Genomic DNA, 23,961 nt, shown 5'->3' with positions numbered 1-23,961 from the left:
TGGTCGAGTACATGAGCGAACGCACCATACCGACCCGAACTCTCTGGAACGGCGGGCCCGAAGTCGGTGCCATCGGCCTGGGATGCATGGGAATGACCTGGGCATACAAGGCCGACGATCAGACGGAGACCCCCGATCGCGTCATCGGGCACGCCCTGGACCTGGGTGTGAATTTCATCGACACGGCCGATGTGTACGGACCGTTCACCAACGAGGAAGTCGTCGGCGCAGCCATCGGTAGCCGACGCGACGAGGTGATCCTCGCGACCAAGGGTGGTCTCGTCTCCCACGTCGGCGACGCCGGAGAGCCGGTCATTTCGGGCCCCAACGGCAAGCCCGAACACCTACGTTCGGCGATCGACGATTCGCTGAGCCGCCTGGGCGTCGACCACATCGATCTGTACTACCTGCACCGTCCCGATCCCGAGGTGGACGTCGAAGACAGCATCGGCGCGATGGCCGAGGCCGTGCAGGCCGGAAAGGTTCGCGCACTGGGTGTCTCGGAGTTCAGCGTCGAGCAGCTCGATCGTGCCCAACAGGTGCATCCGATTTCTGCGGTGCAGTCGGAGTTGTCCCTGTGGACGCGCGATCACCTCGCTACGTCGCTGAAGTGGACGCAAGACAACGGTGCGGCATTCGTGCCGTTCTCACCACTGGGCCGCGGCTTCCTGACCGGCAACTTTCGCGGAACAGCACCCGCTGCAGATGATTTCCGAGCTCGGCTGCCACGCTTCAGTCAAGACAACCTGGATGCGAATCTCGTGATCGTCGACGCTATCGCGGCCGTCGCCGACGAGCTCGGTGCGACGCCGGCGCAGGTGGCCCTGGCCTGGGTTCTGGCGCAGGGTGAACACGTGGTCCCGATTCCCGGGACCAGACGCACCTCGCGCCTGGACGAGAACGCTGGCGCGGCCGCGCTCATCTTGAGCCCGGACCACCTGGCTGCTCTCGACGCTCTGCCGGCTCCCGCCGGTGGCCGCTATTGAGATTATTCGCGTCGACCCTGCGGCCGATCTGGGCGTCGCCGAGCAGATCCTCGCGGTGCAGAAGAGTTCGTATGCAGTCGAAGCGAGACTGATCGGCGACGACCGCATCCCGCTGCTGCACGAGTCGGTGGGCGATCTGTGTGCTGCACAGGTCCACTGGCTCGTTGCGCGGCAGGGTGACGAAATCCTAGGTGCCGCAGGGTGGTCCGGGTCGGAGATCGACCGTCTGGTGGTGGCACCACACATACATCGTCAGGGCGTCGGACGAGCGTTGGTCGAGGTGATGATGGAATCGATTGTGGGACAACGTATACAGGTGGCTACCGGACGAGACAATGCCCCGGCGCGCAGACTCTACGAGTCGTTCGGCTTCGTGCACACCGAGAATCAGCAGGTTCTGCGGGGATTGTGGCTGGCTCGCTACGAACTCGTGCATGAGCGGGACGAGCACGTCGACAGGGAACGGTTTTAGGGCCACCAGAACAAAGGGTAGCCTATGCTAGTGCCCTCTCGAATTTTGTCGTCCACAACGCTCGACCGTCGCGGGTTCTTCCTGGCTGTCGGGGCGGTTGCCGTCGCTACCGCCTGCTCGCCTCGGGGCCAGGATGCAGCGGCCGCGACCTCGCAGACAGTGCGGATGACGGGCGACGGATTCGATGTCACCGTTCCCGCGCGCCCCACCCGCGTGGTCGTGATGGAGGGACGGGGAGATCTCGAATTCGCTCTGCTGGCCGGATATCCCATCATTGCTACCGGCAACACCTTCCAGCCCGGCGCGCGTCCCGCGGGACAGTTCGAGGGATTGCTCGACGCGCAGACCCAGGTCATAGGTGGACCCGACGGTCCGACGGCAGAGGAGATCGCGGCGCTGTCACCTGATCTCATCGTGATGCGTGCCAACGGATGGCGACTCGACTGGTACGGAAACGACCAGCTCACCAAAATTGCGCCGGTCCTGCCCGTCGAAGTCAACGAGCCGGATTTCGAGCGGTACACCGTCGACCAGTTCTCGGCCATCGGTCTACTCGACACTGTGCAGCCGCGTCTGGACGAGTACCAGCGGACCATCGACGACGCGGCCGCGGTCACGAACGGTCGCAGAATCGCCCTCATCACCAGCGAACCGGTTGCCAAGGGATACGTCATCGTGTGGACCAACTACCTCGGCAATGCGGTGGCCACGGACATGGGATTCACTGTGCTGCAGAACAATCCCGAGGACGAGGAGGGAAACTATCGCCTGTCGGTCGAGAATCTGAACCAGATCGCGGATGCGGAGTTCATCTTCCACCAGACCACCGACCCAACCCAGATCGACGGAATCGCCGCATGGCAGAACCTCCCCGCCGTCGCCGCGGGTCGCAGTGCGGTACTGGATCCACAGCTGAACAACGGATTGGTCATCACCGCAACCAGTTTCGCGAACAGGCTGATCGAGGTTGTCCGCAACGCGGATTGAGCTACCTTAGGAGCCATGGTTTCTGCCGGTGCCGCGATTGCAATCGCTTTGTACGCCATGGCACTTGTCTCGATCCTCCGTGACCCCAGTACCGGGTTGGTGGCCAGCCTGGCATGGGCATTCGTCGCGTTCATCTTGCCGATCGTCGGGCCTATCCTGTGGTTCGCCGTCGGTAAGCGCTATCCCCACGGACCGAGCGGCGGCAACAGATGACAGTTCAATATTCGATCGCGTTGCGCAGGTCGATGTTCACCAGATGGCTCACTTGGTCGCGGAGCCACTCGACCGCCTGCTGATCGGGTGCCGGCGTGTGGGCCAACAGCGTCCAGCGCAGACGAGTTTCTGGAGTCAGGTCGAACTGCAACAGGATGTCGGGGAGACTCGGCCACGGCGAGCCCCAGACAACGCGGTCGAACTCGCTGCTCTCGACGATGCGAGGTAGCGGCTGATCCTCGAACATCACCGGCCAGGCGAACCCCTGATTCTTGGGATGCACATCTGGGCGCATGAGTGCCTTCCAGACGAAGAAGACCGGCGGCGACAACACCGCAGTCCTGCTCTCCAGAACCATCATCCGATTACCGTACGCAGTAACGACTCGGGAGCTCTACTAATTTTCGGGCTTGACCTATGCGGGCGGCGTCCGACGCGGAATTGCCCTACCTGATCGCTGCGATCGGCACCGACGGGTGCAGGGCAACGGAGATCGAATCGTGTACTCCCGCAGGGTGGCCCGGTCCTACGCGCGCCGCTGGTCCGTCCCTGGCAACGGAGAAGGCCCGCCCCCGGTGTGTCGGGGTGCGGGCCTTGTCGGGTTCTGCGGGCTGTGAGTGTCAGGTCCGGTCGGCGGGTGGGGTGGTCGGGCGCCCTTCGGCGGTGTCACGAAGCCATTGCGGTACCTCGCGGCCGGTGCGTTCGCGGAGCGCGATCGAGGCGCGGGCCGCTGCGGCGGCGACTCGGGGACGCTCGGCCGGTCGGTCGGTGCGCTTTTCGGTCGTAGTCATCGTGGGTCCTCCTGCTCGTTCTGGTTGTCAGTGTCCTCGGTTCGGTCCTGGTCCGCCAGTGCGCGTCGGGCTGCAGCTCGATCGGAGACCGCGACCAGGACGTCTTGCTCGGTTCGGGTGATCAGGGCGGAGTCGATGACGGTGGCGTAGATGTCCCATCCGAGTTCGGCCTCGGTGTCGCTGTCGCTGGTGGTGCGTTCGAGGCACCAGGTGATCCGTTGCCAGGCTTGGGCGCGTTTGTCGGCCACGGTGCGTTAGCGGACTGTCAGGGCGAGTACGCCGACGATCAGAGTGACCCATGCTCGAGCGGACATCAGCGGCGGTCCTTCCAGGTGGTGCCCCGTGCCGTCAGGCACCGGGTCGGGTGACTACCGGCGTAAAGTTCCGCGGACGATGTCGCCTGGAGATAGCTGAATTCGTCTCCGCGGCCGTCGCGGAGCGGCTGCCATGCACCGACGACAGGCAGAGCTGTGCCGTGATGCTGGTGTAGGTCGTCATGCGGGTTGTCGTGGTTCCTCGTCGCCTGTGTCGTCGTGGTTGTCGGGTGGGTAGAGGACTTCTTCTGGGTGGTGTGCGTGGTTGATCAGCCCGCGGCGCTTGGGGTCCATTCCGGTGGGTGGGTGCCAGAGGGTGCGGCCCGGATATCGATGTGCTGCGGTGGTTTTGGTGGTTGCCCATTTGCCTGGTCCGGTGCCGACGAGGGCGTGGTGCATGTCGCAGCCGAAGGTGAGGGCGTCGATGTCGGTGTAGCCGCCGTCGGTCCAGTCGTCGAGGTGGTGGGCTTGGCACCAGGTAGCGGGGCGGGTGCAGGAGGGGAAGCTGCAGCCGCGGTCGCGGGCGATGAGGACGATGCGTTGGTCGGCGGAGGCGATGCGTTTGGAGCGGCCGAGGTAGAGGGCGCGTCCGTTGTCGTCGAAGATGGTGAGGTAGTGGTGGGCGTGAGAGGCCATACGGATCGCATCGCGGATGGAGACGCGGGATCCGGTGGCGGTCATGGCGTATCCGCAACCCGATTCGAGATCTTTCAAACTCATGGTGACGATGGCGGTGACGGGGATGCCGCGGTGAGTGCCGAGGGTGCCGGAGGCGAGTGTGTGCCGGAGTGCCATTTTCAGGGCGTCGTGACGGCGTTCGTTCTGGGTACGTCGATCACGCGCGGCGGCAGCGTCCCGCACTGCGGTGTCCGGTGCATCATCGTCACCGTCACCGTCTCCGCCAGCGCCATCGTCTCCGCCAGCGCCATCGTCACCGCCGGCGTCGGATGCGGAGTGTCCGCCGGGTTCAGCAGTGCCTGCAGTGTCGTCGGAGCCGTCGTACCCGTCGGAGTCGAGCGTGTCGTCGAACTCTGTGCGGCAACCACAGTCGGCACCGACTCCGCAGTCGCCTTTGCAGCAGTCGTCGTCACTGCAGTCACTGTCCCCGTTGCAGGTCGTCTCATCCCACAGGCCTGCATCGCTCGACCCGGCATCACCGGACGTCGGCTCGGGCGTCGGCGCAGTGGCACTGCCGCTCCCGCCGCCGCTGGTCTGATCGTCGTGGTCGCTGGTTTCGTCGTGGACGACCGATGTCGGGTCGGCCGGATTGTTCACGCCCGGTTTCGCAGCTTTGGAGAACAAAGCCTCGAGATAGGCGCGTAGTTCGGAATCGACGCAGAAGTTGCCTTCCGACATACCGTCGGCACCCTGCTCACCGAGATAGAAGAACGCATCGCGTCGTTTGCGTGGCCTGGGCTTACCGTCCTCGTCCTCGTCCTCGTCGTAATCGCCGTCGGGGTTGAGGACCGAGTCCAGGTGCGCCACCAACGGTGCGAAGTCGTCGGGCCGCCGGGTGCAGGCGTACCCCACCAACTGCTGTTCTGCGAGATCGCGGGTCTGCGGATCCACACTCGTCGGCAAGTGCTTGAAGAATTCGCGGATCATCTGCACATGCTTGGCATCGAGCAACCCCGCCCGCAACGCCTCGGCGGTATGCGGCAACAACGGGGGCAGGGCTTCACCGGACAGTGCGGTGCGATCGCCCAACTCCGCTGCCAGGCGCACTCGCGCACCGGCTGCGCGTGGGGTGATCCGCAACATCCACGCCACCGAGCACGGCACCGACCCCGGATACACATCGAGGCCGCGCTGATCGATCAACTCGTTGAGCCAGGTGTACGAGTACGCCGTCACAGACCTGGTGAGTGTTTCCATGCGTTGGATCACCGCACGCCGGTCGGCATTCGTCCACGACACCGACCCCTGCCCGGCCAACTCCGCGACCGCGGACTCGACCCGGTCCACCAACACCGACAGTTCGGGATCGGACACGACAGGGGGAGGCGGCACCGTCTCGATGCCGTCCACCCCTGATCCGCCGTCCCCCGAAAGCATGAACAAAATCTAACGCGACCCACCGACAAGTATTCGAACACACGTTCCTACCCGATCCGAGACGCCTCGGACCGCCTCGACGACTGGCACTCGATTCATATGCCCGCACAGGTAGTCCGATCCCCTTTTTGGGAGAGGTAGCGTCACGCCTACGGATCACATCGGTCGAGTAGCGGGAGCGTGGAAGCGATCGACACCAGGAAGGGCACACCATGACCGTGCGGGCGTCCAGCGATCCAACTGCCGCCGACTGGCTCGTCCACGCTGATCGTGATTGGTGGGACCTCGCCGTCCGAGGCCCACTGGGGTACGAAAGCTACGCACGGCTACGGTTCATTCCCGATCCGGCGCACGCGGATCAACGTGAGGGCTAAGCGGACGTTCCATACGACGAGCGTTAGGAGACAGATCAATTGGCAATAGCCGTCGCGATGCTGGCGAAGCACACTTCGACACCAGCGGACTGTTACTTCTGCGTGTGGGAGGGATGGGGCGGTCTCGAAACTCATGGTGCCGCTCGAATCAACCTTCCCGAACGGGAAGCGTTCCTGTTCCGAGGACCTGCGCTGGACCTGCTGCACTGGGACCAGGCACTCGATCCCCCGGATTCCGGTGGTCTGCCGATTCCCTCGTTCGTCTGGCCCGCCGACCGCGCCTGGTGCATCGCCAACGACGTCGACCCCCACTTCGCAACCATTGGTGCCAGCTCATCGGCAATACAGGACGTTCTCGCCGACCGCCGCGTCGACACGGTCATCGACGACCCCGACAGCCCACAACCCTGGTACAGCCATTGAGACACCATCGCGCCGAGTGGTCGGAAGACTCGCTGCAACAGGATGTCTCGGAGGCAGGCTGGGTGAACGACAGCCTGAACATCGCGGCCGATACGACGGTGGGCTCGCTGGTCCCCACCGTGTTCGACACCTACACGCGCATCCTGTATCCCGTACGTGCGCGCTTGCCCAATTCGACTCCGGCGATCATCACTGCGGCCTACGACGAGAAGCACTAGCCACCGGACCACCGACACTGCGTCAGAATTGTGCTCTCGGCGCTCCCATTCCCGGGTCGATTTGGAACGGACCGCTTGCCGAGGGCGCTATCGGGAAATCGAAGATTGCAGTGGGGATGTACACGGTGGCACAGGAATTGGGGATATCCACCACCCCGGACAGGCGTCCTTCGATCGGGGCCGAGCCCAGTAGCAGGTATGCCTGCTCGGGGCTGTAGCCGAACTTGGTGAGGTAGTCGATCGCGTGCATGCACGCGTTCTGGTAGGACAGGTCGGAGTCCAGATACTTCTGCTCCCCGTCGACGGTCACCGAAATGCCCGAGAAGGCAATCCATTCCGAGTACTGCGGTGCGGTGTTGCCGGGCATGAAGATCGCGTTTTCGCTCACCCCGTAGGTCTCCATACCGCCCTTGATCAAGTCGACATGCAGGTCCATGAAGCCGCCCATTTCGATGGCTCCGCAGAACGTGATCTCCCCGTCTCCCTGCGAGAAGTGCAAGTCTCCGAACGACAACTTCGCCCCCGGCACGAACACCGGATAGAAGACGCGGGTGCCCTTGGTGAGGTTCTTGATGTCCTGATTTCCGCCGTTCTCTCGGGGCGGTGCCGTCCGCGCGGCTTCACCTGCAACACGGGAGAATTCGTCACCGCTCAGGGAACCGAGGATCGCACCGTCGAGTTCGGGAGCCAGCGCCAGTGGCGGGACACGATGAGGGTCCGTGGCGATCAAGGCACCTTCACGGGCGTTCCACTTCGCCAACAATTGCGCAGATGGCGCAGTCCCCATCAGGCCGGGATGGGTGATGCCGGTGTACTTCACGTGCGGGACGTGGCGAGATGTGGTGGTCTGACCGGAAAAATCCCAGATCGCCTTGTACGCGTCGGGGAATCGATCGGTGAGGAACCCGCCGCCGTTCTCCTTGGCGAAGATACCCGTGTAGCCCCAGCCCTGGCCGGCCAGCGGACCCGAATCCTCCTGCGGGATCGGTCCGACGTCGAGAATATCGACGATCAACAGATCACCGGGCTCGGCTCCTTCGATATGGAACGGCCCGGACAGCGTGTGCACGTTGTTGAGCGGCGCATTCAGGATGTCCTCGGCCGAATCGTCGTTGTGGATGGCCCCGTCGAACCATTCGCGACAATGCGCCCGAAAGGACGTGCCGGGTTTGACCGTAACCGCCGCCGGGATATCGGGATGCCATCGGTTGTGGCCGACGATCTCCTGTTCGGTGAAGCTCTTCGTCGAGTCGAGCGGAAACAGCAGTTCGGGCACGAGGCACCTCCGGTTGCGCGGATTCTCCTCCCTCGATCATTGCACCGTCGTGAAGTATCCGGCCCGATATGCCGTGTAAATCTTGTATGACGTTGCGCCGGAACGCCACTGATTCGGCACCTCGCGCTACTCTCGGATGCGTGCCCACCTACAGCTTCCGCTGCGCACAGCGTTGCGCACCCGTCGAGCAGAGATTCACCATGGCCGACGTTCCCGGCGAGGTGCCGTGCCCTGACTGTGGCGAGGCAGCCGCACGACAGATCTCTTCTCCTGCCCTCGGCCGAGGAAACAGCGCTGCGATGAAGGCGCACGACGCCTCACGCGCTACCGCCGACACACCGGCAGTGGTCTCCTCCATCCCAGCGAAAGGTCGGGCCTCGAGCCCAACCACATCAAACCCGCTCCACCGCCGCCTGCCCCGCCCCTGACAGCTGCGTTTCTCTTCCGGGCCGACGGGGAAGTCCGACGGCATGCCCGAGCTGCCCCCTCCCCCGTCCATCGCCGACGGTGCCGCCACCGACGACGTCGTCGCCTGGGTCGCCGAGCATCTGGGTGATCTGACGTGCGAGGGATCGGACGGGGTTGCCGCCGGTGCCATTCGCGGCGGGCAGTCGGCTGCCGACGTCGCATTGGCCGGGCTGGACATCACCGGCTACGCCCGCGACCGCAGCACCGTCCTCCCGGTGAATCGCCGCGGCGCAAGCCGCATGTCGCCGTACATTCGCCACGGACTGCTGACGCTACGAGAAGTCTGGGACGCGGTAGCCGACGCTCCCCCACGCGACCGTTCCCGGTACCGCGACGAGCTCATGTGGCAGGAGTACGCCCGCCATCTCTACGCACGAGTCGGTACCGATCTGGGGCGTTCGCTACGGCGTGAGCAACCGCGGCAGCAGGGCTGGACGGCGCAGCCCTGGCCCGAGGAGATGAACTGCATGTCTTCGGTGGTGGGTGAATTGCACGAGGACGGTTGGCTGGTCAACCAAACTCGCATGTGGCTGGCCTCCCAGTGGGCAGTGCGCGCCGGAGCGACGTGGCGCGACGGTGAGGACGAGATGTTCGCCCATCTGCTCGACGGCTCCCGCGCCGCGAACCGCCTCGGCTGGCAGTGGACCGTCGGCACCGGGAGTGGGAAGGTCTACGGCTTCAGTCGATGGCAGGTGAACAAGCGCGCCCCGTCCCTATGTCGCAACTGTGCGCTGAAAGATGCCTGCCCCATCGAGAATTGGCCCGACGACGATCTCGGACCGGCGGTCGACGGTCCTGATCTGAACAAGGCTCCGATTCCCGCGGGCCCCGCACACATGGAAGGCGATGGTGCAGAACAGGTCTGGTTGACCGCCGAATCGCTCGGCGCCTCCGACCCAGCCATGGCTGCGGACCCCGAGCGACCTGCCGTCTTCGTATTCGACGAACCACTCCTGCGGAAACTGCGACTCTCCGGCAAGCGACTGGTGTTTCTCGCCGAGACACTCGGCGAGATCGCGTCGACCCGACCGTTGGAGGTACGTCGCGGCCGAGTCTCCGACGAGCTCTCCGGACGGTCGCTGGCCGCCACCTGGGCACCCGTTCCCGGCTTCTCCCGCATCGCCGACGCCATCGCCCCGGTCGAGTTGCATCCATGGCCCTGGCTGACGCGTCCCACCACATCCTCGGTCCGTTCGTTCAGCGCGTGGCGGCGCAGTCACTGATGCGCGCTACCGTGCTCGCACTTCGATCTGCCCCTCCTCACTGGTAGCGGAAACCGACTTCGGTGATCGCGGGTCGTCGATAACGTCGATCACTGCTTCGCCCTTCTCGGATGCTGCCTCGACGGCATAGGAATCGGCGGGTGGTAGCCCGATCGTGATGTCACCGATTACATTGCGCGCGTTCAGCGATTCCGGCGCAGTCCGCGATTCGACGGTGATCTCGCCGAAGGTCGTACTCACCTCGACAGCGGTCGCCGTGGCATCGCTGATCTTCACGTCCCCGAAACGCGTGTCGACGAGCAGGGTTCCCGCCGATCCACGGGCGAACACCGATCCCGATCCTGTCGAGATGTCCACGTCAGCATCGACATCGGACAACACGACGTCGCCGTTTGCGCCGTCGACTGTAAGGGTCAGATCTGCCGGTATCTGCAATTCGACGTCGGCGTCGCATGATCCGTATTTGTCGTAGGAGCATTCCACCGCCACGGTCGATCCGTCCGGCGCGATATCGATCGTGGGGCTCTCTCCTCGGTAGATACCGTGAGCCCGAACATGAAGCGAGTCATCAGGGCTGGGCACGAAGGTCAGATGGGCGAACCCGGTCGTCACAGCCAAGTGCGAGCCCTCGATCACGTGGTCTACCGAGTAGTCGTAGTTCTGAGTCTTCGGAACCGAGAAGCCGAGCGCGATCGCGGCTGTCGTTCCGGCTCCGGCCAGACCGATCACCACCGCTGCAGTAGTTATAGCTACAACGTTGCGTAACAATGGAATTCGACTCATCGAATTGCTCCCAGGTATCGTAGTACGGCCATGACCCGGCGGTGATCAGCACTGTCACCGAGCAAACCGAGTTTGGCGAAGATGTTTCCGATGTGCTTCTCGACGGCCGCTTGACCGACGACAAGGGTGGCCGCGATGCCGGCATTGGACTTGCCTTCGGCCATGGCCGTCAACACGTCTCGCTCTCGCGGCGTCAACGAGTCCAGTGGATCCGATCGTGGCGCGCGCGCGAGGATCTGCTGCACCACTTCAGGATCGATGACCGTTCCGCCGTCGGCGACGGTTTGTACCGCGTCGGCAAATTCGTCGACGTCCGCGACGCGATCCTTGAGCAGATATCCGACGCCGTCCGTGCTCTGCCGAATCAGTTCGGCCGCATACCTCTCCTCGACGTACTGCGAAAGCACCAGTACGCCGACGTCGGGCCAACGCTCACGAATGACGAGGGCCGCGCGCAGTCCCTCGTCGAGAAATGTCGGAGGCATCCGTACATCGATGATGCAGACGTCGGGCAGAGGTTCGGTGGCCGACATCAGCGTCAGAAGCTGCGCCGCATCACCCACTTTGCCGATCACCTCTGCTCCGGTGTCGACCAGCAGTCGCGCAACACCCTCGCGCAGCAGTACCGAGTCGTCGGCAATGATCACTCGCACGGGATGGTCACCTCCACTCGTGTCGGGCCACCGGACGGCGAGTTCAGCGTCAGGGTTCCGTCGATTCCAGTGAGCCTGTCGGAGAGTCCGGCCAATCCGCCTCCGGGTTCGAGATACGCACCGCCACAACCGTCGTCGACCACGGTCACTCCGATGGACGACTCGCCGCGGACGACACCCACTTGCACGTGGTTCGCGCTCGCGTGCTTGCCGACATTGGTCAGGGTCTCTGATACGACGAAGTACACCGTCGATTCTGCAGTTGCATTCAGACGCCGCTCACCGGTGAGAGCGGGGTCGATGTCGATGGTCACCGGAACCGTCGACAACGCCGCGACCGACGACAGTGCTGCGTCGAGTCCACGATCGGTCAGGATCGGTGGATGCAGTCCACGCGTCAGCGTCCGTATCTCACCGATTGCATTCTTGGCCTCACGATGTGCATCGTCGATCAGCCCTTTCAACACCACGTCGTCGGTAGCCGACGCACGAGACTTGGCTTGCCCCAAAGACATTGCGACCGAGACCAACCGTTGCTGGGCACCGTCGTGCAGGTCTCGTTCGATGCGTCGCCGCTCGGCGTCGGCAGCATCGACGACGCGAGCGCGGCTCACTGTCAACTCGTCCACCCGCCTGCTCGACTCGGACTGACCGAGTAGCGCTGCTGCGCTCCACCAATCGAGCTTCGCGAGCAGGGTTGTCAGAGGAGGAACGCCGCCAACGAACACCGCCAGAGCCGCTGCACCTACCAACGCGACCAACGGGAAGTCCACCCGTTCGGCGATCTCCAGTCCGGTGCCCTCGGGGTCGGTGACCAACCACGCGACCGGCGCCGCCGCCAGAATGGGAAGGGCGAGGAACAGCGCCGGTAGCAAGAACAGCAGCGCGGCCGAAATCGGGATGCGAGTAAACCAGTAGACCAACGACTTCCACAACCCGATGTCGCGGACGCACCACACCAGCTTCTGCCAGCTGGTGGGATAAACAATGATCGCAGGCTTGGTGATGTCGAGGCCACTGGTGACGCCGATGCCGGCCCGCGCCGCGATGTCCAGCCACCGAAGGATCACGATCGTGAACACGAAGACGAGCACACCACTGAGGGCGAACGGCAACGCGAACACCGCGAGCACGATCAAACCGACGACCAGCCAACCGCCGAGGCCGGCCAACGTTGTCGCCAGCAGGGAGGCCATGGCCAGCCACCACTGTTGCGAAATCCATGCTCTGAGCGGATTCAGGGGAATCGGTAAGGGCTGGTTCATGCGGATGAGCCTAAGTGGGCCGTTGGCTGGGCGTCCCCACTGTGAACCCACGAAACGAAGTAGGGCCCGCCCTACCCTGAAGACCGGGTCACCCCAGCTCAGGCGTCGAACACGCTGGTCTTCTCCCGAACTTGTCGGAGCCCGGTGATATCAAGGATGTAGGAGAAACGACAGAAGGGAATTCGCGTGTCCACCAGCTTCGATACTTGCCACGGCACACTTGTGATCCATGCGGTCGGCGGTGCGGAGTGCACGGAGCCGGACTGCGTGGACCTCGAGTACGTCCGTCACTTCCTGGTCCTCGAGTGCGAAGAGGTCACCGGCGGCTGCCAGTGCACCGCACTCGTCGAGCTCGCTCAGGCGTCCTGACGTCGGACCACCGGCTGCTGGAGTTCGGTGACCCAGTTCTCCTGCGGCTGCGGCTCCGACACCAGGTAGAGCTCCCGGCAGACGCCTGAGAGCTCGTAGCCGTTGGCCTCGATCCACGCCATCAACTGCTCCCACGTTTCACCGATCGTGGCCATCGGCCCGTGGTGCACGGTGGTCACCGCGAGCTCGACGGGCGGTAGCTCCCGAACCTCGAAGCCCTCACCGGCCACGACCTCAGGCCCCACCTCGAACGCGGCGTGCACGGTGATGCCCGTGCCGTCTCCGTCGTCGACGGCTTCGTACATGGCGATCGACGAGGGGCCGAACGTCACGCCGTGCCCGGCGAGCGTCTGAGCGAGTCGGGCATACATCGGACCGATGACCGGGCCGATGTTCTGCGGACCGAACCCGGCGGCGGTCTCCGTGACGACAGCGATGCGAGTGGCAGGCAACGATTTGGTGTCCACGGTGATCATCGAAATCCCTTCGGTGTGGGAGAGCCGCGCATCGATACGACGCAGCCGAGCGGCGTCGAGATCGAGTCGACGCACGACGTCATCGCGCTTGGCGGCAAGCAACTCGCGTAGACGGTCACCATCGACCTGGCCATGCACGATCTGCGTCACCTCGTCGAGCCGGAACCCGAGGTCCTTGAACATGAGGATGCGTCCCAGGACCTCGAACTGCGAGCCGTCGTACGAGCGGTATCCGGTGAACGAATCCACCCGTGCCGGCGTCAACAACCCGATCTCGTCGAAATGCCGAAGCATGCGAACCGACACCCGGCCGATCGATGCGAACTCTCCGATGCTGAACATGATTCTGAAGAGAATCCCCTCTCACACTGTGTGAGGGTCAAGTGTCGCGCGCCGACCGCTCTCGATCCAGCCAGAACAGCTGCCGATCGGCGCAGAATCGGCCGTTGAGCAATTCTGGTTTACTGCAGCGTCGACCCAGTCGTGGTCGGTCCGGCAGTGAGCGGCCAGCGGTAGACAGATCAGGCGGTTCGTTGAATATCGAAGCGCTGAGACTCAGAGCGCGACCCTGATCCGATATTTGACCGTCGGTCCGTGGCGGTCGAGGAGCTCACCACCGGCCCCTTCGAGCGTCGCAACCGACGCACGATTATCGACCTCGCACACCGCCGTCAGTTCCGAGAACCCAATCTCTGCGGCAACTTTCAGCATGTCGGCGAGCGCTCGCGTGGCAACTCCGCGGCCACGGTCGGACGGTCGCACCCCATAGCCGAGGTGGCCCAACCGCTCGATCTCCGCAGCGCTGCCGTGCCGCACAGCGATCCCGCCCACTACTCGGCGACCTCCACGATCCAGCGGTAAGTGCACAGGCTGTCGCGTCGCAGCCGATCGACCCAGTCCGAGAAGCCCTGTGCGGAATCGACATCATCGTCAGCGGTCAACCCGAAACCGTCCTCATGGAACCCGGGTCCCCACTCGGCATGCGCATCCCGCCATGCATCGGCGAGATCAGCGGAGGGAACGACAAGGTCCACCGGCAGACGGTAGCACCGGTTAGGAGATCCCCGTCGGATAGTGCAGCGCCAATCCCGTCTCTCCGACTCCGAGTTCGAGGATCGCCCATTGACGTGGGTCGATAGCCAAGAGACCGTGGTTGGACACGATCAACGAGGTTCCTCGGAACGCAACCGACGCGGGGGTCGAGTACGGAATCGAGCGGGTCACGCGATCCGCCAGGGTCGGTAGCTCGGCCACTATCGACCCGTTGTTCGGGTCGACCACCTGGATCGAATTGATGAGCGGGTTCGAGATCGGCAGGTAGATGCGACCGCTCGTTCCGATGGCCAGGCCGTCGCCCTGCGCGACGACCGCTATGCGCTCCAACGGACCGGGTGAACCGTTGGAGTCGAGCGCAATTCGGTAGACGACGCCGCGGCCGATCGTGCTGATATCCGGGGTCAGCGACATGGTCACCACGAAGTTCAGCCGACCCGATGAATCGAACTGCATACCGTTGACACTGTAGATCGACGCGAAATCTTTGTTCTGATACCAGATTTCGGCTGCCCCACCACCCGCAGGTACCTTCCAGACGGTGGCCTGGTTCAGGTCGCTGACATACAGGGTTCCGTCGGGGGCAAAAGTGGCCCAGTTCGGCCACGCAGGCCGGTCGACGGGCGACGGCTCACAAGCAGTGCTCACAGTCTCCGCACAGATCGGCAGATTCGCGAATGTCGCATAGACCGATTGCGTACCGGTCGCTGGGTCGATCCTCACAGCCCGTGTACCCGAGTAGTCGAGGGCGTACACCCGGCCGTCACCGTCGAGAGTGATCCCGTTGACGCCGTGCTCGGCAGGTTCGTGATCCATCAAGGAGTACGTATCGAGCAGTCGGCCGTGCGAATCCCAATGCCACACGTCCGCAGCCGAATTCGGTCGATTCGATCCCGACCAGATGCTGCCGTCCACAGGATCGACTGCCATCCCCTCGGGCTGCCCCGGCAGGGGAACTACGGCGATGTCTCTGGTCTGCCCGTATCCGACGGGCTCTGGCGCGGTGGCAGGCTCGGCTACTGCCTCGGGTACACCGGAGAAACAGATCGCGAGCACCGCGAGAACGAGAGCCCAAGGACGACGCTGCGTCATCGTGGAGCAATGGGACCGAGGAAGGACGTGGTCCAGATTGCCGAATTCGCAGATCCCGCTGGATCGTTCCTCGGGACCAGGCCGTTCAACGTCACCTGTCCACCGGTCAGGCCGCGACCGAGCTGCGGTGGCAGAGTGAAGCCACAGGACTGCTGCACGATATCTGCTCCGACAGCCAGATCGGTACGCCGGCATTGCCCGGTCGAGGTTGCCGTGAGCGCGGGTGTGACGCCGAGGCTCGTGATACTCAGCGACGCGCCGAAGTCCGGTGACGACGGGTTCTGGTAACAGATCGACGCGTTGGCGGCAACGTCCTCGGACGGCTCGGTCGATGCCGCTCCGGTGGCCGGGTCCACCGAGACGGAGTGGATCTCCGTAGTGCGCACTCCACCCGGGCATGCCGGGGTGGAACCGGTCGAGATCGAATTGACCTCGCGGCCGACGCTGTACTTCACCGAGCCGGTCGGCTGCGGAGTGCCTGGTACGGGCTCGGCCACCGGAGCAGTCCCCTCGCCCAGTGTGTACAGAGTCCACAGCGAGCCGGTTCGACCGTCCGGCAACCGAAGCGGATTGGCGACCGAGTTGCTGGTCGCGACCCCGTCGGTGACCCCGGAGTCATTGGGCTGCACTCGCAGAACACAATCGACGGCGCCGCGCCCCGGCGAGCCGATCATGAACTCGAGCCCGCAGGGACCGTTCATCGACAACCTGCCCAGGCCCGGAGCGGTCAGCACCCCCCACTGGTCGAGAAACGCCTGGCCGTCGACCGTCGGGCCGTCGCACACGTAGATCGGTCCGACGTTCTGGGCGGTGGGATCGAGCAGGAAACCCGTCGACGGATCGTTGGTGAAGGTGTACATCCGCGCGTCGAGCCGCTCGACCACGGTCAGCGAGCGCGGGGATCCGAAGTAGTCGTTGCACGCGGAATTGTCGGCTTCGGTGGGTCGCTGCCCGCTGTCGACGGTGCGGTAGACACTGAAGCTACCGGGTCCGTTCTCGATCGAGCCGAGGATCGTGGCGGGGGCCGGAGCCGGGCCGGGCGCAGCGTTCGCCGCGATCGTCGGGCACATGACCACGACCGCCGCCGTCACTACAGCAACCTGTACTCCACGACTCTTCACGACATATCCCCCGGAAAAATTCGGACCAGGCTTTGTGCCCGGTCTACGGCAACCCCGGCGGAGACCGTATCGCAACAGGCGTTGAGAAACCAGCCCCGTGATGTCCGACCGACGCGATCGCGGGGCACTCCCCCAGAACTGTCCAACCAACCGTCGAGATGCTGGTAATCGAAAGTTTGACGACCCTGGGAAAAGATCGTTTCAGCAGCTATCGTTCGTGCCGGTAGGCCTCCCTCGACCCAAGAAGGACACCGCATGAAGAAACGTTTGCTCGCATATTCCATTGCAGCGCTGGCTATTTCGGCGTCGACGGTGGCACTTCCGGCGGGCGTGGCCTCCGCTGCGCCATGTTCGGACGTCGATATCTCCTTCGCTCGGGGTACCGGCGAGCTCCCCGGACTCGGCATCACCGGCACACCGTTCGTCAACAGCCTCAAATCTCAGCTGTCGGACCGCTCGGCGAGCACCTACGCCGTCGACTACGCCGCAGACTTCACCCAGGCAAGCGCGGGCCCCGGATCCCGTGACCTCGTCGCACACTTGAATTCCGTTGCTGCATCCTGCCCTTCGACGAAGTTCGTGATCGGTGGATATTCACAAGGAGCCACCGTGGTGACCAACGCCGTCGGCCTGCGCACCCCCAGCAGCTTCACCGGTGCCGTCATTCCCGCCGCCCTGGCCTCCCGGGTCGAAGCAGTCGTGGTGTTCGGCAACCCGTTCGGCCTGTACGGGCGGAAGATCGAAACATCCAGCAGCACATACGGTTCACGCACGACGAGCTTCTGCAACTTCGGCGATCCGGTATGCCAGATCGGCGGATTCAACGCCTTCGCGCACCTTCAGTACGGTACGAACGGATCCACCACTCAGGGCGCACAGTTCGCTGCCACTCTGGTTCGTTCCTGATTCGAGCTCAGGGGCGCAGATTCAATCCCGTCTTCGTCGAGAAGTAGTGCACCGTCTCGGCGCGAGGGGCTATTCGAATGACGTCTCCCTGAGAGGGCGTCGCGATGTCGGGGATCCGGGCGATGATCTGAGCCCCCAGCGTGCCGAGATTCGACGCGTCCTCGACGGTCCGGCCGTAGATGTAGGCATCTGCACCGAGTTCCTCGACGACGTCGACAACGATGTCGGTACCGGAATCGGACAGCGTCCATGCTTCCGGGCGCACGCCCATCGTCACGCGGCTGCCGTCGATGCGGTCGGCAATCGACCGCTCGATGGGCACCGTCAGCGATCCGATTTTCGCGGCACCGGCGACGACGTCCACCTCGAACAGGTTCATCGCGGGCGAGCCGATGAAGCCTGCAACGAATGCATTGACCGGACGCTCGTAGAGCTCCTTCGGGCTGGCGCACTGTTGCAGTACACCGGCTTTCATGATCGCCACGCGATCGCCCATGGTCATGGCCTCGACCTGATCGTGGGTGACGTACACCGTGGTGGTGCCGAGCCTGCGCTGCAGCAAGGAGATCTGCGTGCGGGTCTGGACGCGTAGCTTGGCGTCGAGGTTCGACAGCGGCTCGTCCATGAGAAACACCTGCGGGTTCCGCACGATCGCACGGCCCATCGCAACGCGCTGACGCTGACCACCGGAGAGCGCCTTGGGCTTACGGCCGAGGTAGTCGGTCAGGTCCAGAATTTTCGCCGCTTCCTCGACGCGTCGGCCCACCTCGGCCTTGTCCATACCGGCGATCTGCAACGCGAAGCCCATGTTCTTCGCGACGGTCATGTGCGGGTACAGCGCGTAGTTCTGGAACACCATCGCGATGTCACGTTCCTTGGGTGCCAATGAAGTGACGTCTCGGTCACCGATCTTGATGGCACCGTAGTCGACGTCCTCCAGCCCGGCGAGCATGCGCAGCGAGGTGGACTTTCCGCAGCCGGACGGGCCGACGAGAACGAGGAATTCGCCGTCCTCGATGGCGAGATCCAACGACTCGACCGCTGCAACGTCCGATCCCGGATACAGCTTGGTCGCTCCTTCGTACGTGACCTGTGCCATGGGAGTGCTCCTTTGTAGAGGTTAGAAGAATCGATGCGCGGAGCCGGCGGGCTCGGCGCGGAGAAAGGTGGGCTGTGGCAGTCCGGCTCGTGCTGCGCTGGAGTCGATCTCGACCACCACCGCTTCGACGATGTCCGACGGCACCAAGGCAATGGCCGATCCGCCGAAGCCTCCGCCGGTCATGCGAGCTCCGTGCGCGCCTGCGCGAAGCGCTGCGTCCACGACACTGTCGAGCTCCGGAGAGCTGACCTCGTAGTCGTCTCGCAACGACACGTGCGAGGCCGTCATCAACTCACCGAGTTCGGAGCCTGCGGCACCGCGGTCGAGTAGCTCGGCTGCCTGCTCCACCCGCCCGATCTCACTGATGACGTGACGAACTCGGGTGAGCAGAGTGTCGTCGACGAGGCGCGAGACGGTCTGCTCGAGATCGAGGCCGCGCAGCGTCGTGACCCCCAATTCGGCGTATGCGGTGTCGAGCGACTTCCGACGCGCTCCGTACTGGCCGTCGACCAGCCGGTGCGGTGCATTGGTGTCGATCACCAGCAGCCTGGTTCCCGACGCATCGAGATCGAGGGGGATCTGACGCGTCGACCCGTCGAGACAATCGAGCAACAGCGCGTGTCCCGGCTGAGCCGACATCGCGATGTTCTGATCCATGCCGCCCGTCGACGCACCGGCGATCTCGTTCTCGGCTCGAATACTGGCGTCTATCAAAATGTTTCGATCGACCTGCAGATCGAACAGCTCACTGAGCGCCAGAGCGAACGAGCACTCGAGGGCTGCCGAACTCGACAGGCCCGAACCCACCGGCACCGAAGAGTGCACGGCAACATCGACCCCGCCTATCCCGTGCTCCTGCAGCGCCCAGGCCACGCCCGCCACGTACGCGGCCCACCCCGACGGTGTGCCCGGGCCGATCTCCCCGAGCTCACCCGTCCACGACTCGTCGGTGTGTGTCGACACGGCGCGCATCACCGTGTCCTCGCGGCGACGTACCGCGACCGCGGTGGCGTACGGCAACGCGAACGGCAACACGAGACCGCCTGCGTAATCGATGTGCTCCCCGATCAGATTGACTCGGCCCGGAGCGATCCAGACGCCATCGGGTTCACCGTCGAACGCGCAGCGAAACAGCGCTGCGGCCCCGTCGGCGAGATCTTCCTCGGCGACGACATCGAGCCACTTCATCCGAGTACCTCACGCAGTCGATCGGCGATCCGTTCCGGCGTGGTGTCGTTGACCCACGCGCCCATCGCCGATTCCGAGCCGGCCAAGAACTTCATCCGGCCCGGTGAGCGCATCATCGAAAACAGTTGCAGGTGAAGCCGTCCCAGTTCGCGGTCGGCTCCCACGGGCGCCTGGTGCCACGCCGAGATGTACGGCACCTCGTCGACGCCCTCGAAGAACGCATCGACTCCGCGCAACAGATGCCGGTAGACCTCGGCCAGTTCGTCACGCTCGACATCGTTCAACTCGGCGAGGTCCGCCACATCGCGACGAGGGGCGAGATGAACCTCGACCGGCCACCGTGACGCCGCCGGGACGTAGGCGACCCAGTGCTCGGCGTCGACCACGATGCGTCGACCCGAACGCAGTTCGGCAGCGAGGACATCGGCCAGCAGTACTCGTCCGGTGCTCTCGATGTGCTTGCGAGACTGCCGCATCAGCGCGTCGGTCCGAGGTGGGAGGTAGGGGTAGGCGTAGATCTGACCGTGCGGGTGCGTCAGCGTGACGCCGATTTCCTTGCCGCGGTTCTCGAAGCAGAAGACCTGCTGCACGCCGGGGATCGCGGAGAGCGCAGCGGTGCGGTCGGCCCAGACGTCGATGATGGTGCGGACCCGAGAGAGCTCCAGCGAGACGAAAGAAGCGTCGGGATCGCTGGCGAAACAGATCACCTCGCAGCGACCGGTGCCGGGCGCGAGTGGCCACAGTGCCTCACCGTCCACCTCTGTCGGAAGTGTCTGCTGTGCAGCAGTTTCCGATAGTGACGGGAATCGATTCTCGAACACCACCACGTCGTAATCTGCAGCCGGAATCTCCGTCGCCGGCCTGTCGGGACGACTCGGTGCCAGCGGCGACGCGTCGGCCGGCGGCAAGAACGTCCGGTCCATCCGCTGAGCGGCGATGACGATCCATTCGCCGGTGAGAACGTCGAATCGCATCTGCGACTGCGACATCGACGGCGCGAGCGCGCGGGTATCGACCAGGTCGCGGGTGGCTCCACCGGAGACGTAGGGCTCGGTGTCGTCGTAATAGATCAGCTCTCGACCATCGGCCAGAGTGGTCGACGTCTTGCGCAGTGCGTGCGTCGTGGCGTCATGCGCGGTCATCGAGTACTCGTTCCTCGTTCGTGTCGACAGGTTCTCCGGCGATCACCACGTCGTCGACCACCTCGGACAACGCGTCCTGTACGCCGGAGTCGAGCCCGGCATCGGTGACGAACACGTCGACGCGAGAGAGCGGGATGGTGTTGGCGAGCGCACGGACACCCCACTTGGTGTGGTCGGCCAAAACGATGACGCGGCGGGACGACGCCACCAGCGCCTGATTGGTCTGTGCCTCCATGAGATTGGGGCAGGTGAGCCCCGATTCGATGTCCACCCCGTGCGTCCCGAGGAACAGCATGTCCAGGTGGATACTCTGCAGGGCACTGACCGTGAGCGGCCCGACCAACGCGTAGGAAGGTGTGCGTTCCCCGCCGGTGAGCAACACGGTTTGATCCGTCCGGCCACCGGTGTGAAACAGGTCGGCAACGGGGAGAGAATTGGTGACGACGGTGATGTCCGGGACGTCGAGCAGTTCCTCGGCCAGCGCGTGTGTTGTAGTGCCGCCAGAGATACCGATCGATGTTCCCGGCCGCACGAAACGCGCAGCGGCTTTGGCAATTGCGGCCTTGGCGTCGCGATCGAGTTCGGACTTGGCCGAGAAGCCCGGCTCGAACACACTCGCCGATCGGGGGAGCGTGACGCCGCCGTGCACCCGCTCGACCAGACCCCGGGCGACGAGTTCGTTGATGTCGCGTCGAATGGTCATGTCCGACACCGACAGCGCTGCACCCAGATCGGCGACCTTGACTGCGCCCGAGGCCGTCACCTGGTCGAGGATCTTCTGCTGACGCTGATGGGCGAGCATCAGCGGGTCTCGGCGATCACTGCGCTGCCGCCTGCGGCCACGATCAGCTCACCGTCGACCTGTGCCCCACTGACCAGGTCGGTACCTGTGGCCGGCACGCTGACCTTGTCGCTCCCGTGGTTGAGTACGAAGAACCAGGACTGCTCCCCTGCCGATCGTCGCACGATCTCCACATCGGATCCGAGGTCGCGTCGGGTATCGATTTCTGCTGCAGCGCAAAGCTTGTCGGCCAGCGTGGCCCAGCCCGCCGCGTCGGGGACGGTGGCCGCGTACCAGGCGGCGCCGGAGCCGACCGCGCGCTTGGTCAGCGCGGGAACTCCACGCAAGTGGCCCTGGGTATGCCGCGCGAGTACGTCGACATCCTCGGACGCAGTGAGGTATTCGCTCCAGATCTCCCCGAGGGTCTCGTTGTCGAGCGTCAGGGTCTCGCCCTCGGCGAGCGGAAAGAACTCCTCGACTCGGACGCCGAGCAGCTCGCGGAAGGCACCCGGGTAGCCGCCGAGTCGCACGTGATCGTCCTCGTCGGCGATTCCCGAGAACGCAGTGACGAGCACCTGCGCACCTACTTCTGCAGCGTCGGCTATCCGCGCCGCGGTCTCGTCGCTGCACAGGTAGAGAGCCGGAACCACGATCACGTCGTAGTCGCTCAGGTCCGTCGACGACGGGACGACGTCGCAGGTCACGCCCGCGGAAGTGAATCCGCGATGTGCGCGTCGAGCAATCTCCATGGGCTGCATCGCCATCGACGGATGGCCCTCCTGCTCGCACGCCCACTGCGAGGCCCAGTCGAAGAGCACGGCAACCCGAGCATCGACGGTGCTGCCTGCCACCGGGGCCATGCGACGCAGAGCCGCGCCGAGCTCGACGACCTCGCGCCAGCGGGCGGAGTCCTCACCGGCGTGGGGAACCAGAGCCGAATGGAACTTCTCCGCGCCCGCCTTGGACGCACGGAACTGGAAGTAGGCGATGCCGTCTGCTCCGCGAGCCATGTGCGCCAGGGAGTTACGCATCATCTCGCCGGGAACCTTGGCACGGTTGATGTGCTGCCAATTGACGGCGCTGGTGGAGTGCTCCATCAACAGCCATGGTCGACGACCGGCCACGCCGCGGGTGAGGTCGGCCGAGAACGAGAGCTTGTGATGTGCGGCGGCGTCGCCTGTTTCGGGTCCGACGAGGTAGTGGTCGGTGGAGACGATGTCCTGCTCGGGGGCCCACGACGCGTAGTCCATGTTGCCTGCAAGCGCGGGGCCCTGTCCCATACCCACCATGAAGTTAGTAGTCACGGGAATCTCGGGGGTGATGCGATTCAGCACGGCCTTCTCGGCTCGGTACTGCTCGAGCAGTGCGTCGGAGCAGAAGCGTCGCCAGTCGAGCTGGTGAGTCGGGTTGCCGAACGTGGTGCTCACCGATGGAGGAACGATCTCGTCCCAGTCGCTGTAGCGCTGGCTCCAGAAGTCGGTGCCCCAGGCGGTGTTGAGGGTCTCGAGGTCGATGTACCTGGTGCTGAGCCATTCCCGGAACGCGTAGGCACTGTCGTCGGAGTAGCACAGGGCGTTGTGGCAGCCGAGTTCGTTGGAGACATGCCACATCGCCAGCGCGGGGTGCTCACCGTAGCGATGCGCCATCTTCTCGACCAGCGCGAGCGAATGTTCTCGGTACACAGCGGAACTGGGGCTCCACGTCTGACGACTTCCGATGGCGTACCGGTAGCCGCGATCGTCGACCGGACGCATCTGCGGGTAGGCCGTGGCCAACCAGGGTGGGGGCGACGCGGTAGCCGTGGCCAGATCGACCCGAATCTCGCCCTGGTGCATCAGGTCCATGACCCGATCGAGCCACTCGAAGTCCCACGTCGTCGCGGTCGGCTGGAGGCGCGCCCAGGAGAAGACACCGACGGTCACGAAGTCGACACCGGCCTCGTGCATCAGCTCGACGTCGCGATGCCACACGTCCTCGGGCCACTGCTCGGGGTTGTAATCGCCCCCGAAGGAAATTCCCTGGGTCGGCCAGGTGCTGCGTCGCGCTGTGTCCATGCTCACAATATGAACGAGCAGCTCTCAGATGTCAACATGAATGAACATTCTCCTACTGGCGCAGGTGAGAGGACTAGCAAGAGCTTGACAGACGCTACCGAGTCATGTTTCTGTAACCTGCATCACCCCGAACGGTCAGTAAACGCACATCGTTGAACATCGTTGATGTTCATTTCTGA

General features: G+C 64.3%; 28 protein-coding genes. 10 read left to right on the top strand and 18 right to left on the bottom strand.

Annotation, left to right across the window (positions count from 1 at the left end):
* Positions 1 to 11: 11 nt before the first annotated feature.
* From ACQR3T_RS11175 to ACQR3T_RS11160, 4 genes are read left to right on the top strand one after another with little or no spacing between them, the layout of a single operon-like run.
* Positions 12 to 986, top strand: a complete 975-nt coding sequence (locus ACQR3T_RS11175; protein ID WP_428693438.1) for an aldo/keto reductase — start codon at positions 12 to 14, stop codon at positions 984 to 986.
* Complete coding sequence (locus ACQR3T_RS11170) at positions 973 to 1,458, top strand: GNAT family N-acetyltransferase (RefSeq protein ID WP_428693437.1); 486 nt, start codon at positions 973 to 975, stop codon at positions 1,456 to 1,458. Before ACQR3T_RS11175 ends, ACQR3T_RS11170 begins: the two co-directional genes overlap by 14 nt.
* Before the next feature lie 30 nt (positions 1,459 to 1,488).
* Positions 1,489 to 2,445, top strand: coding sequence for an ABC transporter substrate-binding protein (locus ACQR3T_RS11165; RefSeq protein WP_428693436.1), 957 nt, complete (start codon positions 1,489 to 1,491; stop codon positions 2,443 to 2,445).
* Positions 2,446 to 2,460: 15 nt separating this feature from the next.
* Complete coding sequence (locus tag ACQR3T_RS11160; RefSeq protein WP_428693435.1) at positions 2,461 to 2,658, top strand: PLD nuclease N-terminal domain-containing protein; 198 nt, start codon at positions 2,461 to 2,463, stop codon at positions 2,656 to 2,658.
* Between the two features lie 4 nt (positions 2,659 to 2,662).
* On the opposite strand, the gene ACQR3T_RS11155 is transcribed toward ACQR3T_RS11160, so the two are convergent.
* From ACQR3T_RS11155 to ACQR3T_RS11140, 4 genes are all read right to left on the bottom strand, one after another.
* Complete coding sequence (locus ACQR3T_RS11155; protein ID WP_428693434.1) at positions 2,663 to 3,019, bottom strand: hypothetical protein; 357 nt, start codon at positions 3,017 to 3,019, stop codon at positions 2,663 to 2,665.
* Between the two features lie 259 nt (positions 3,020 to 3,278).
* Positions 3,279 to 3,449: a hypothetical protein gene (locus ACQR3T_RS11150; protein ID WP_428693433.1), complete on the bottom strand. Its 171-nt coding sequence runs from the start codon at positions 3,447 to 3,449 to the stop codon at positions 3,279 to 3,281.
* Complete coding sequence (locus ACQR3T_RS11145; RefSeq protein ID WP_428693432.1) at positions 3,446 to 3,697, bottom strand: hypothetical protein; 252 nt, start codon at positions 3,695 to 3,697, stop codon at positions 3,446 to 3,448. Before ACQR3T_RS11145 ends, ACQR3T_RS11150 begins: the two co-directional genes overlap by 4 nt.
* Positions 3,698 to 3,943: 246 nt before the next feature.
* Positions 3,944 to 5,818 carry a DUF222 domain-containing protein gene (locus tag ACQR3T_RS11140; RefSeq protein ID WP_428693431.1) on the bottom strand — a complete coding sequence of 625 codons (1,875 nt, stop codon included), beginning with the start codon at positions 5,816 to 5,818 and terminating at the stop codon, positions 3,944 to 3,946.
* A gap of 413 nt (positions 5,819 to 6,231) precedes the next feature.
* Between ACQR3T_RS11140 and ACQR3T_RS11135 the strand changes: the two genes are divergently transcribed.
* Together ACQR3T_RS11135 and ACQR3T_RS11130 are read left to right on the top strand one after the other, a co-directional pair.
* Positions 6,232 to 6,615, top strand: a complete 384-nt coding sequence (locus tag ACQR3T_RS11135) for a hypothetical protein (RefSeq protein ID WP_428693430.1) — start codon at positions 6,232 to 6,234, stop codon at positions 6,613 to 6,615.
* Between the two features lie 62 nt (positions 6,616 to 6,677).
* Positions 6,678 to 6,833 carry a hypothetical protein gene (locus ACQR3T_RS11130; RefSeq protein ID WP_428693429.1) on the top strand — a complete coding sequence of 52 codons (156 nt, stop codon included), beginning with the start codon at positions 6,678 to 6,680 and terminating at the stop codon, positions 6,831 to 6,833.
* Between the two features lie 22 nt (positions 6,834 to 6,855).
* Here ACQR3T_RS11130 and fmdA read toward each other — a convergent pair whose 3' ends face one another.
* Positions 6,856 to 8,109, bottom strand: a complete 1,254-nt coding sequence (gene fmdA / locus ACQR3T_RS11125; RefSeq protein WP_032378875.1) for a formamidase — start codon at positions 8,107 to 8,109, stop codon at positions 6,856 to 6,858.
* A gap of 68 nt (positions 8,110 to 8,177) precedes the next feature.
* Between fmdA and ACQR3T_RS11120 the strand changes: the two genes are divergently transcribed.
* Together ACQR3T_RS11120 and ACQR3T_RS11115 are read left to right on the top strand one after the other, a co-directional pair.
* Positions 8,178 to 8,537: an FmdB family zinc ribbon protein gene (locus ACQR3T_RS11120; RefSeq protein WP_428693428.1), complete on the top strand. Its 360-nt coding sequence runs from the start codon at positions 8,178 to 8,180 to the stop codon at positions 8,535 to 8,537.
* 42 nt (positions 8,538 to 8,579) lie between these two features.
* Positions 8,580 to 9,800 (top strand): FAD-binding domain-containing protein, encoded by a 1,221-nt coding sequence (locus ACQR3T_RS11115; protein WP_428693427.1) that lies wholly within the window; start codon positions 8,580 to 8,582, stop codon positions 9,798 to 9,800.
* A gap of 6 nt (positions 9,801 to 9,806) precedes the next feature.
* Here the strand turns inward: ACQR3T_RS11115 and ACQR3T_RS11110 are convergent, their stop codons facing one another.
* The 3 genes from ACQR3T_RS11110 to ACQR3T_RS11100 are packed head-to-tail and all read right to left on the bottom strand — an operon-like array spanning position 9,807 to position 12,501.
* Positions 9,807 to 10,583 (bottom strand): DUF4097 family beta strand repeat-containing protein, encoded by a 777-nt coding sequence (locus ACQR3T_RS11110; RefSeq protein ID WP_080730617.1) that lies wholly within the window; start codon positions 10,581 to 10,583, stop codon positions 9,807 to 9,809.
* Positions 10,580 to 11,236: a response regulator transcription factor gene (locus ACQR3T_RS11105; protein WP_032378872.1), complete on the bottom strand. Its 657-nt coding sequence runs from the start codon at positions 11,234 to 11,236 to the stop codon at positions 10,580 to 10,582. Before ACQR3T_RS11105 ends, ACQR3T_RS11110 begins: the two co-directional genes overlap by 4 nt.
* Positions 11,227 to 12,501 carry a sensor histidine kinase gene (locus ACQR3T_RS11100; RefSeq protein WP_080730616.1) on the bottom strand — a complete coding sequence of 425 codons (1,275 nt, stop codon included), beginning with the start codon at positions 12,499 to 12,501 and terminating at the stop codon, positions 11,227 to 11,229. Before ACQR3T_RS11100 ends, ACQR3T_RS11105 begins: the two co-directional genes overlap by 10 nt.
* A gap of 186 nt (positions 12,502 to 12,687) precedes the next feature.
* Between ACQR3T_RS11100 and ACQR3T_RS11095 the strand changes: the two genes are divergently transcribed.
* A complete protein-coding gene (locus ACQR3T_RS11095) occupies positions 12,688 to 12,870 on the top strand; it encodes a hypothetical protein (RefSeq protein WP_230592311.1) in 183 nt (60 codons plus the stop codon).
* Here ACQR3T_RS11095 and ACQR3T_RS11090 read toward each other — a convergent pair.
* The 5 genes from ACQR3T_RS11090 to ACQR3T_RS11070 all read right to left on the bottom strand — a co-directional run bounded on the left by ACQR3T_RS11090 (position 12,858) and on the right by ACQR3T_RS11070 (position 16,612).
* Entirely contained in the window at positions 12,858 to 13,688 is an 831-nt protein-coding gene (locus ACQR3T_RS11090) for a MerR family transcriptional regulator (RefSeq protein WP_428693426.1), read from the bottom strand. The two genes, ACQR3T_RS11095 and ACQR3T_RS11090, sit on opposite strands and share 13 nt — an antisense overlap.
* A 213-nt stretch (positions 13,689 to 13,901) precedes the next feature.
* Positions 13,902 to 14,177: a GNAT family N-acetyltransferase gene (locus tag ACQR3T_RS11085; protein WP_428693425.1), complete on the bottom strand. Its 276-nt coding sequence runs from the start codon at positions 14,175 to 14,177 to the stop codon at positions 13,902 to 13,904.
* Complete coding sequence (locus tag ACQR3T_RS11080; RefSeq protein WP_428693424.1) at positions 14,177 to 14,380, bottom strand: hypothetical protein; 204 nt, start codon at positions 14,378 to 14,380, stop codon at positions 14,177 to 14,179. The genes ACQR3T_RS11085 and ACQR3T_RS11080 overlap by 1 nt, the downstream gene beginning before the upstream one ends.
* 19 nt (positions 14,381 to 14,399) lie before the next feature.
* A complete protein-coding gene (locus tag ACQR3T_RS11075) occupies positions 14,400 to 15,491 on the bottom strand; it encodes an SMP-30/gluconolactonase/LRE family protein (protein WP_428693423.1) in 1,092 nt (363 codons plus the stop codon).
* Entirely contained in the window at positions 15,488 to 16,612 is a 1,125-nt protein-coding gene (locus ACQR3T_RS11070; RefSeq protein ID WP_428693422.1) for a hypothetical protein, read from the bottom strand. The genes ACQR3T_RS11075 and ACQR3T_RS11070 overlap by 4 nt, the downstream gene beginning before the upstream one ends.
* A gap of 255 nt (positions 16,613 to 16,867) precedes the next feature.
* On the opposite strand from ACQR3T_RS11070, the gene ACQR3T_RS11065 reads away from it, so the two are divergent.
* Entirely contained in the window at positions 16,868 to 17,518 is a 651-nt protein-coding gene (locus tag ACQR3T_RS11065) for a cutinase family protein (protein ID WP_032378865.1), read from the top strand.
* A gap of 7 nt (positions 17,519 to 17,525) precedes the next feature.
* Here the strand turns inward: ACQR3T_RS11065 and ACQR3T_RS11060 are convergent, their stop codons facing one another.
* From ACQR3T_RS11060 to ACQR3T_RS11040, 5 genes are read right to left on the bottom strand one after another with little or no spacing between them, the layout of a single operon-like run.
* Positions 17,526 to 18,617 (bottom strand): ABC transporter ATP-binding protein, encoded by a 1,092-nt coding sequence (locus ACQR3T_RS11060; protein ID WP_032378864.1) that lies wholly within the window; start codon positions 18,615 to 18,617, stop codon positions 17,526 to 17,528.
* A gap of 21 nt (positions 18,618 to 18,638) precedes the next feature.
* Positions 18,639 to 19,805, bottom strand: a complete 1,167-nt coding sequence (galK, locus tag ACQR3T_RS11055) for a galactokinase (RefSeq protein ID WP_428693421.1) — start codon at positions 19,803 to 19,805, stop codon at positions 18,639 to 18,641.
* Positions 19,802 to 20,947, bottom strand: a complete 1,146-nt coding sequence (gene galT, locus ACQR3T_RS11050) for a galactose-1-phosphate uridylyltransferase (RefSeq protein ID WP_428693420.1) — start codon at positions 20,945 to 20,947, stop codon at positions 19,802 to 19,804. Before galT ends, galK begins: the two co-directional genes overlap by 4 nt.
* Complete coding sequence (locus ACQR3T_RS11045) at positions 20,934 to 21,749, bottom strand: DeoR/GlpR family DNA-binding transcription regulator (RefSeq protein ID WP_428693419.1); 816 nt, start codon at positions 21,747 to 21,749, stop codon at positions 20,934 to 20,936. The genes galT and ACQR3T_RS11045 overlap by 14 nt, the downstream gene beginning before the upstream one ends.
* Positions 21,749 to 23,782, bottom strand: a complete 2,034-nt coding sequence (locus tag ACQR3T_RS11040; RefSeq protein ID WP_428693418.1) for a beta-galactosidase — start codon at positions 23,780 to 23,782, stop codon at positions 21,749 to 21,751. The genes ACQR3T_RS11045 and ACQR3T_RS11040 overlap by 1 nt, the downstream gene beginning before the upstream one ends.
* Positions 23,783 to 23,961: the final 179 nt, after the last annotated feature.

The organism is Rhodococcus sp. IEGM1428, assembly GCF_050321865.1.
Classification (GTDB): domain Bacteria; phylum Actinomycetota; class Actinomycetes; order Mycobacteriales; family Mycobacteriaceae; genus Rhodococcoides.
This window is presented reverse-complemented; position numbering and strand designations above follow the sequence as displayed.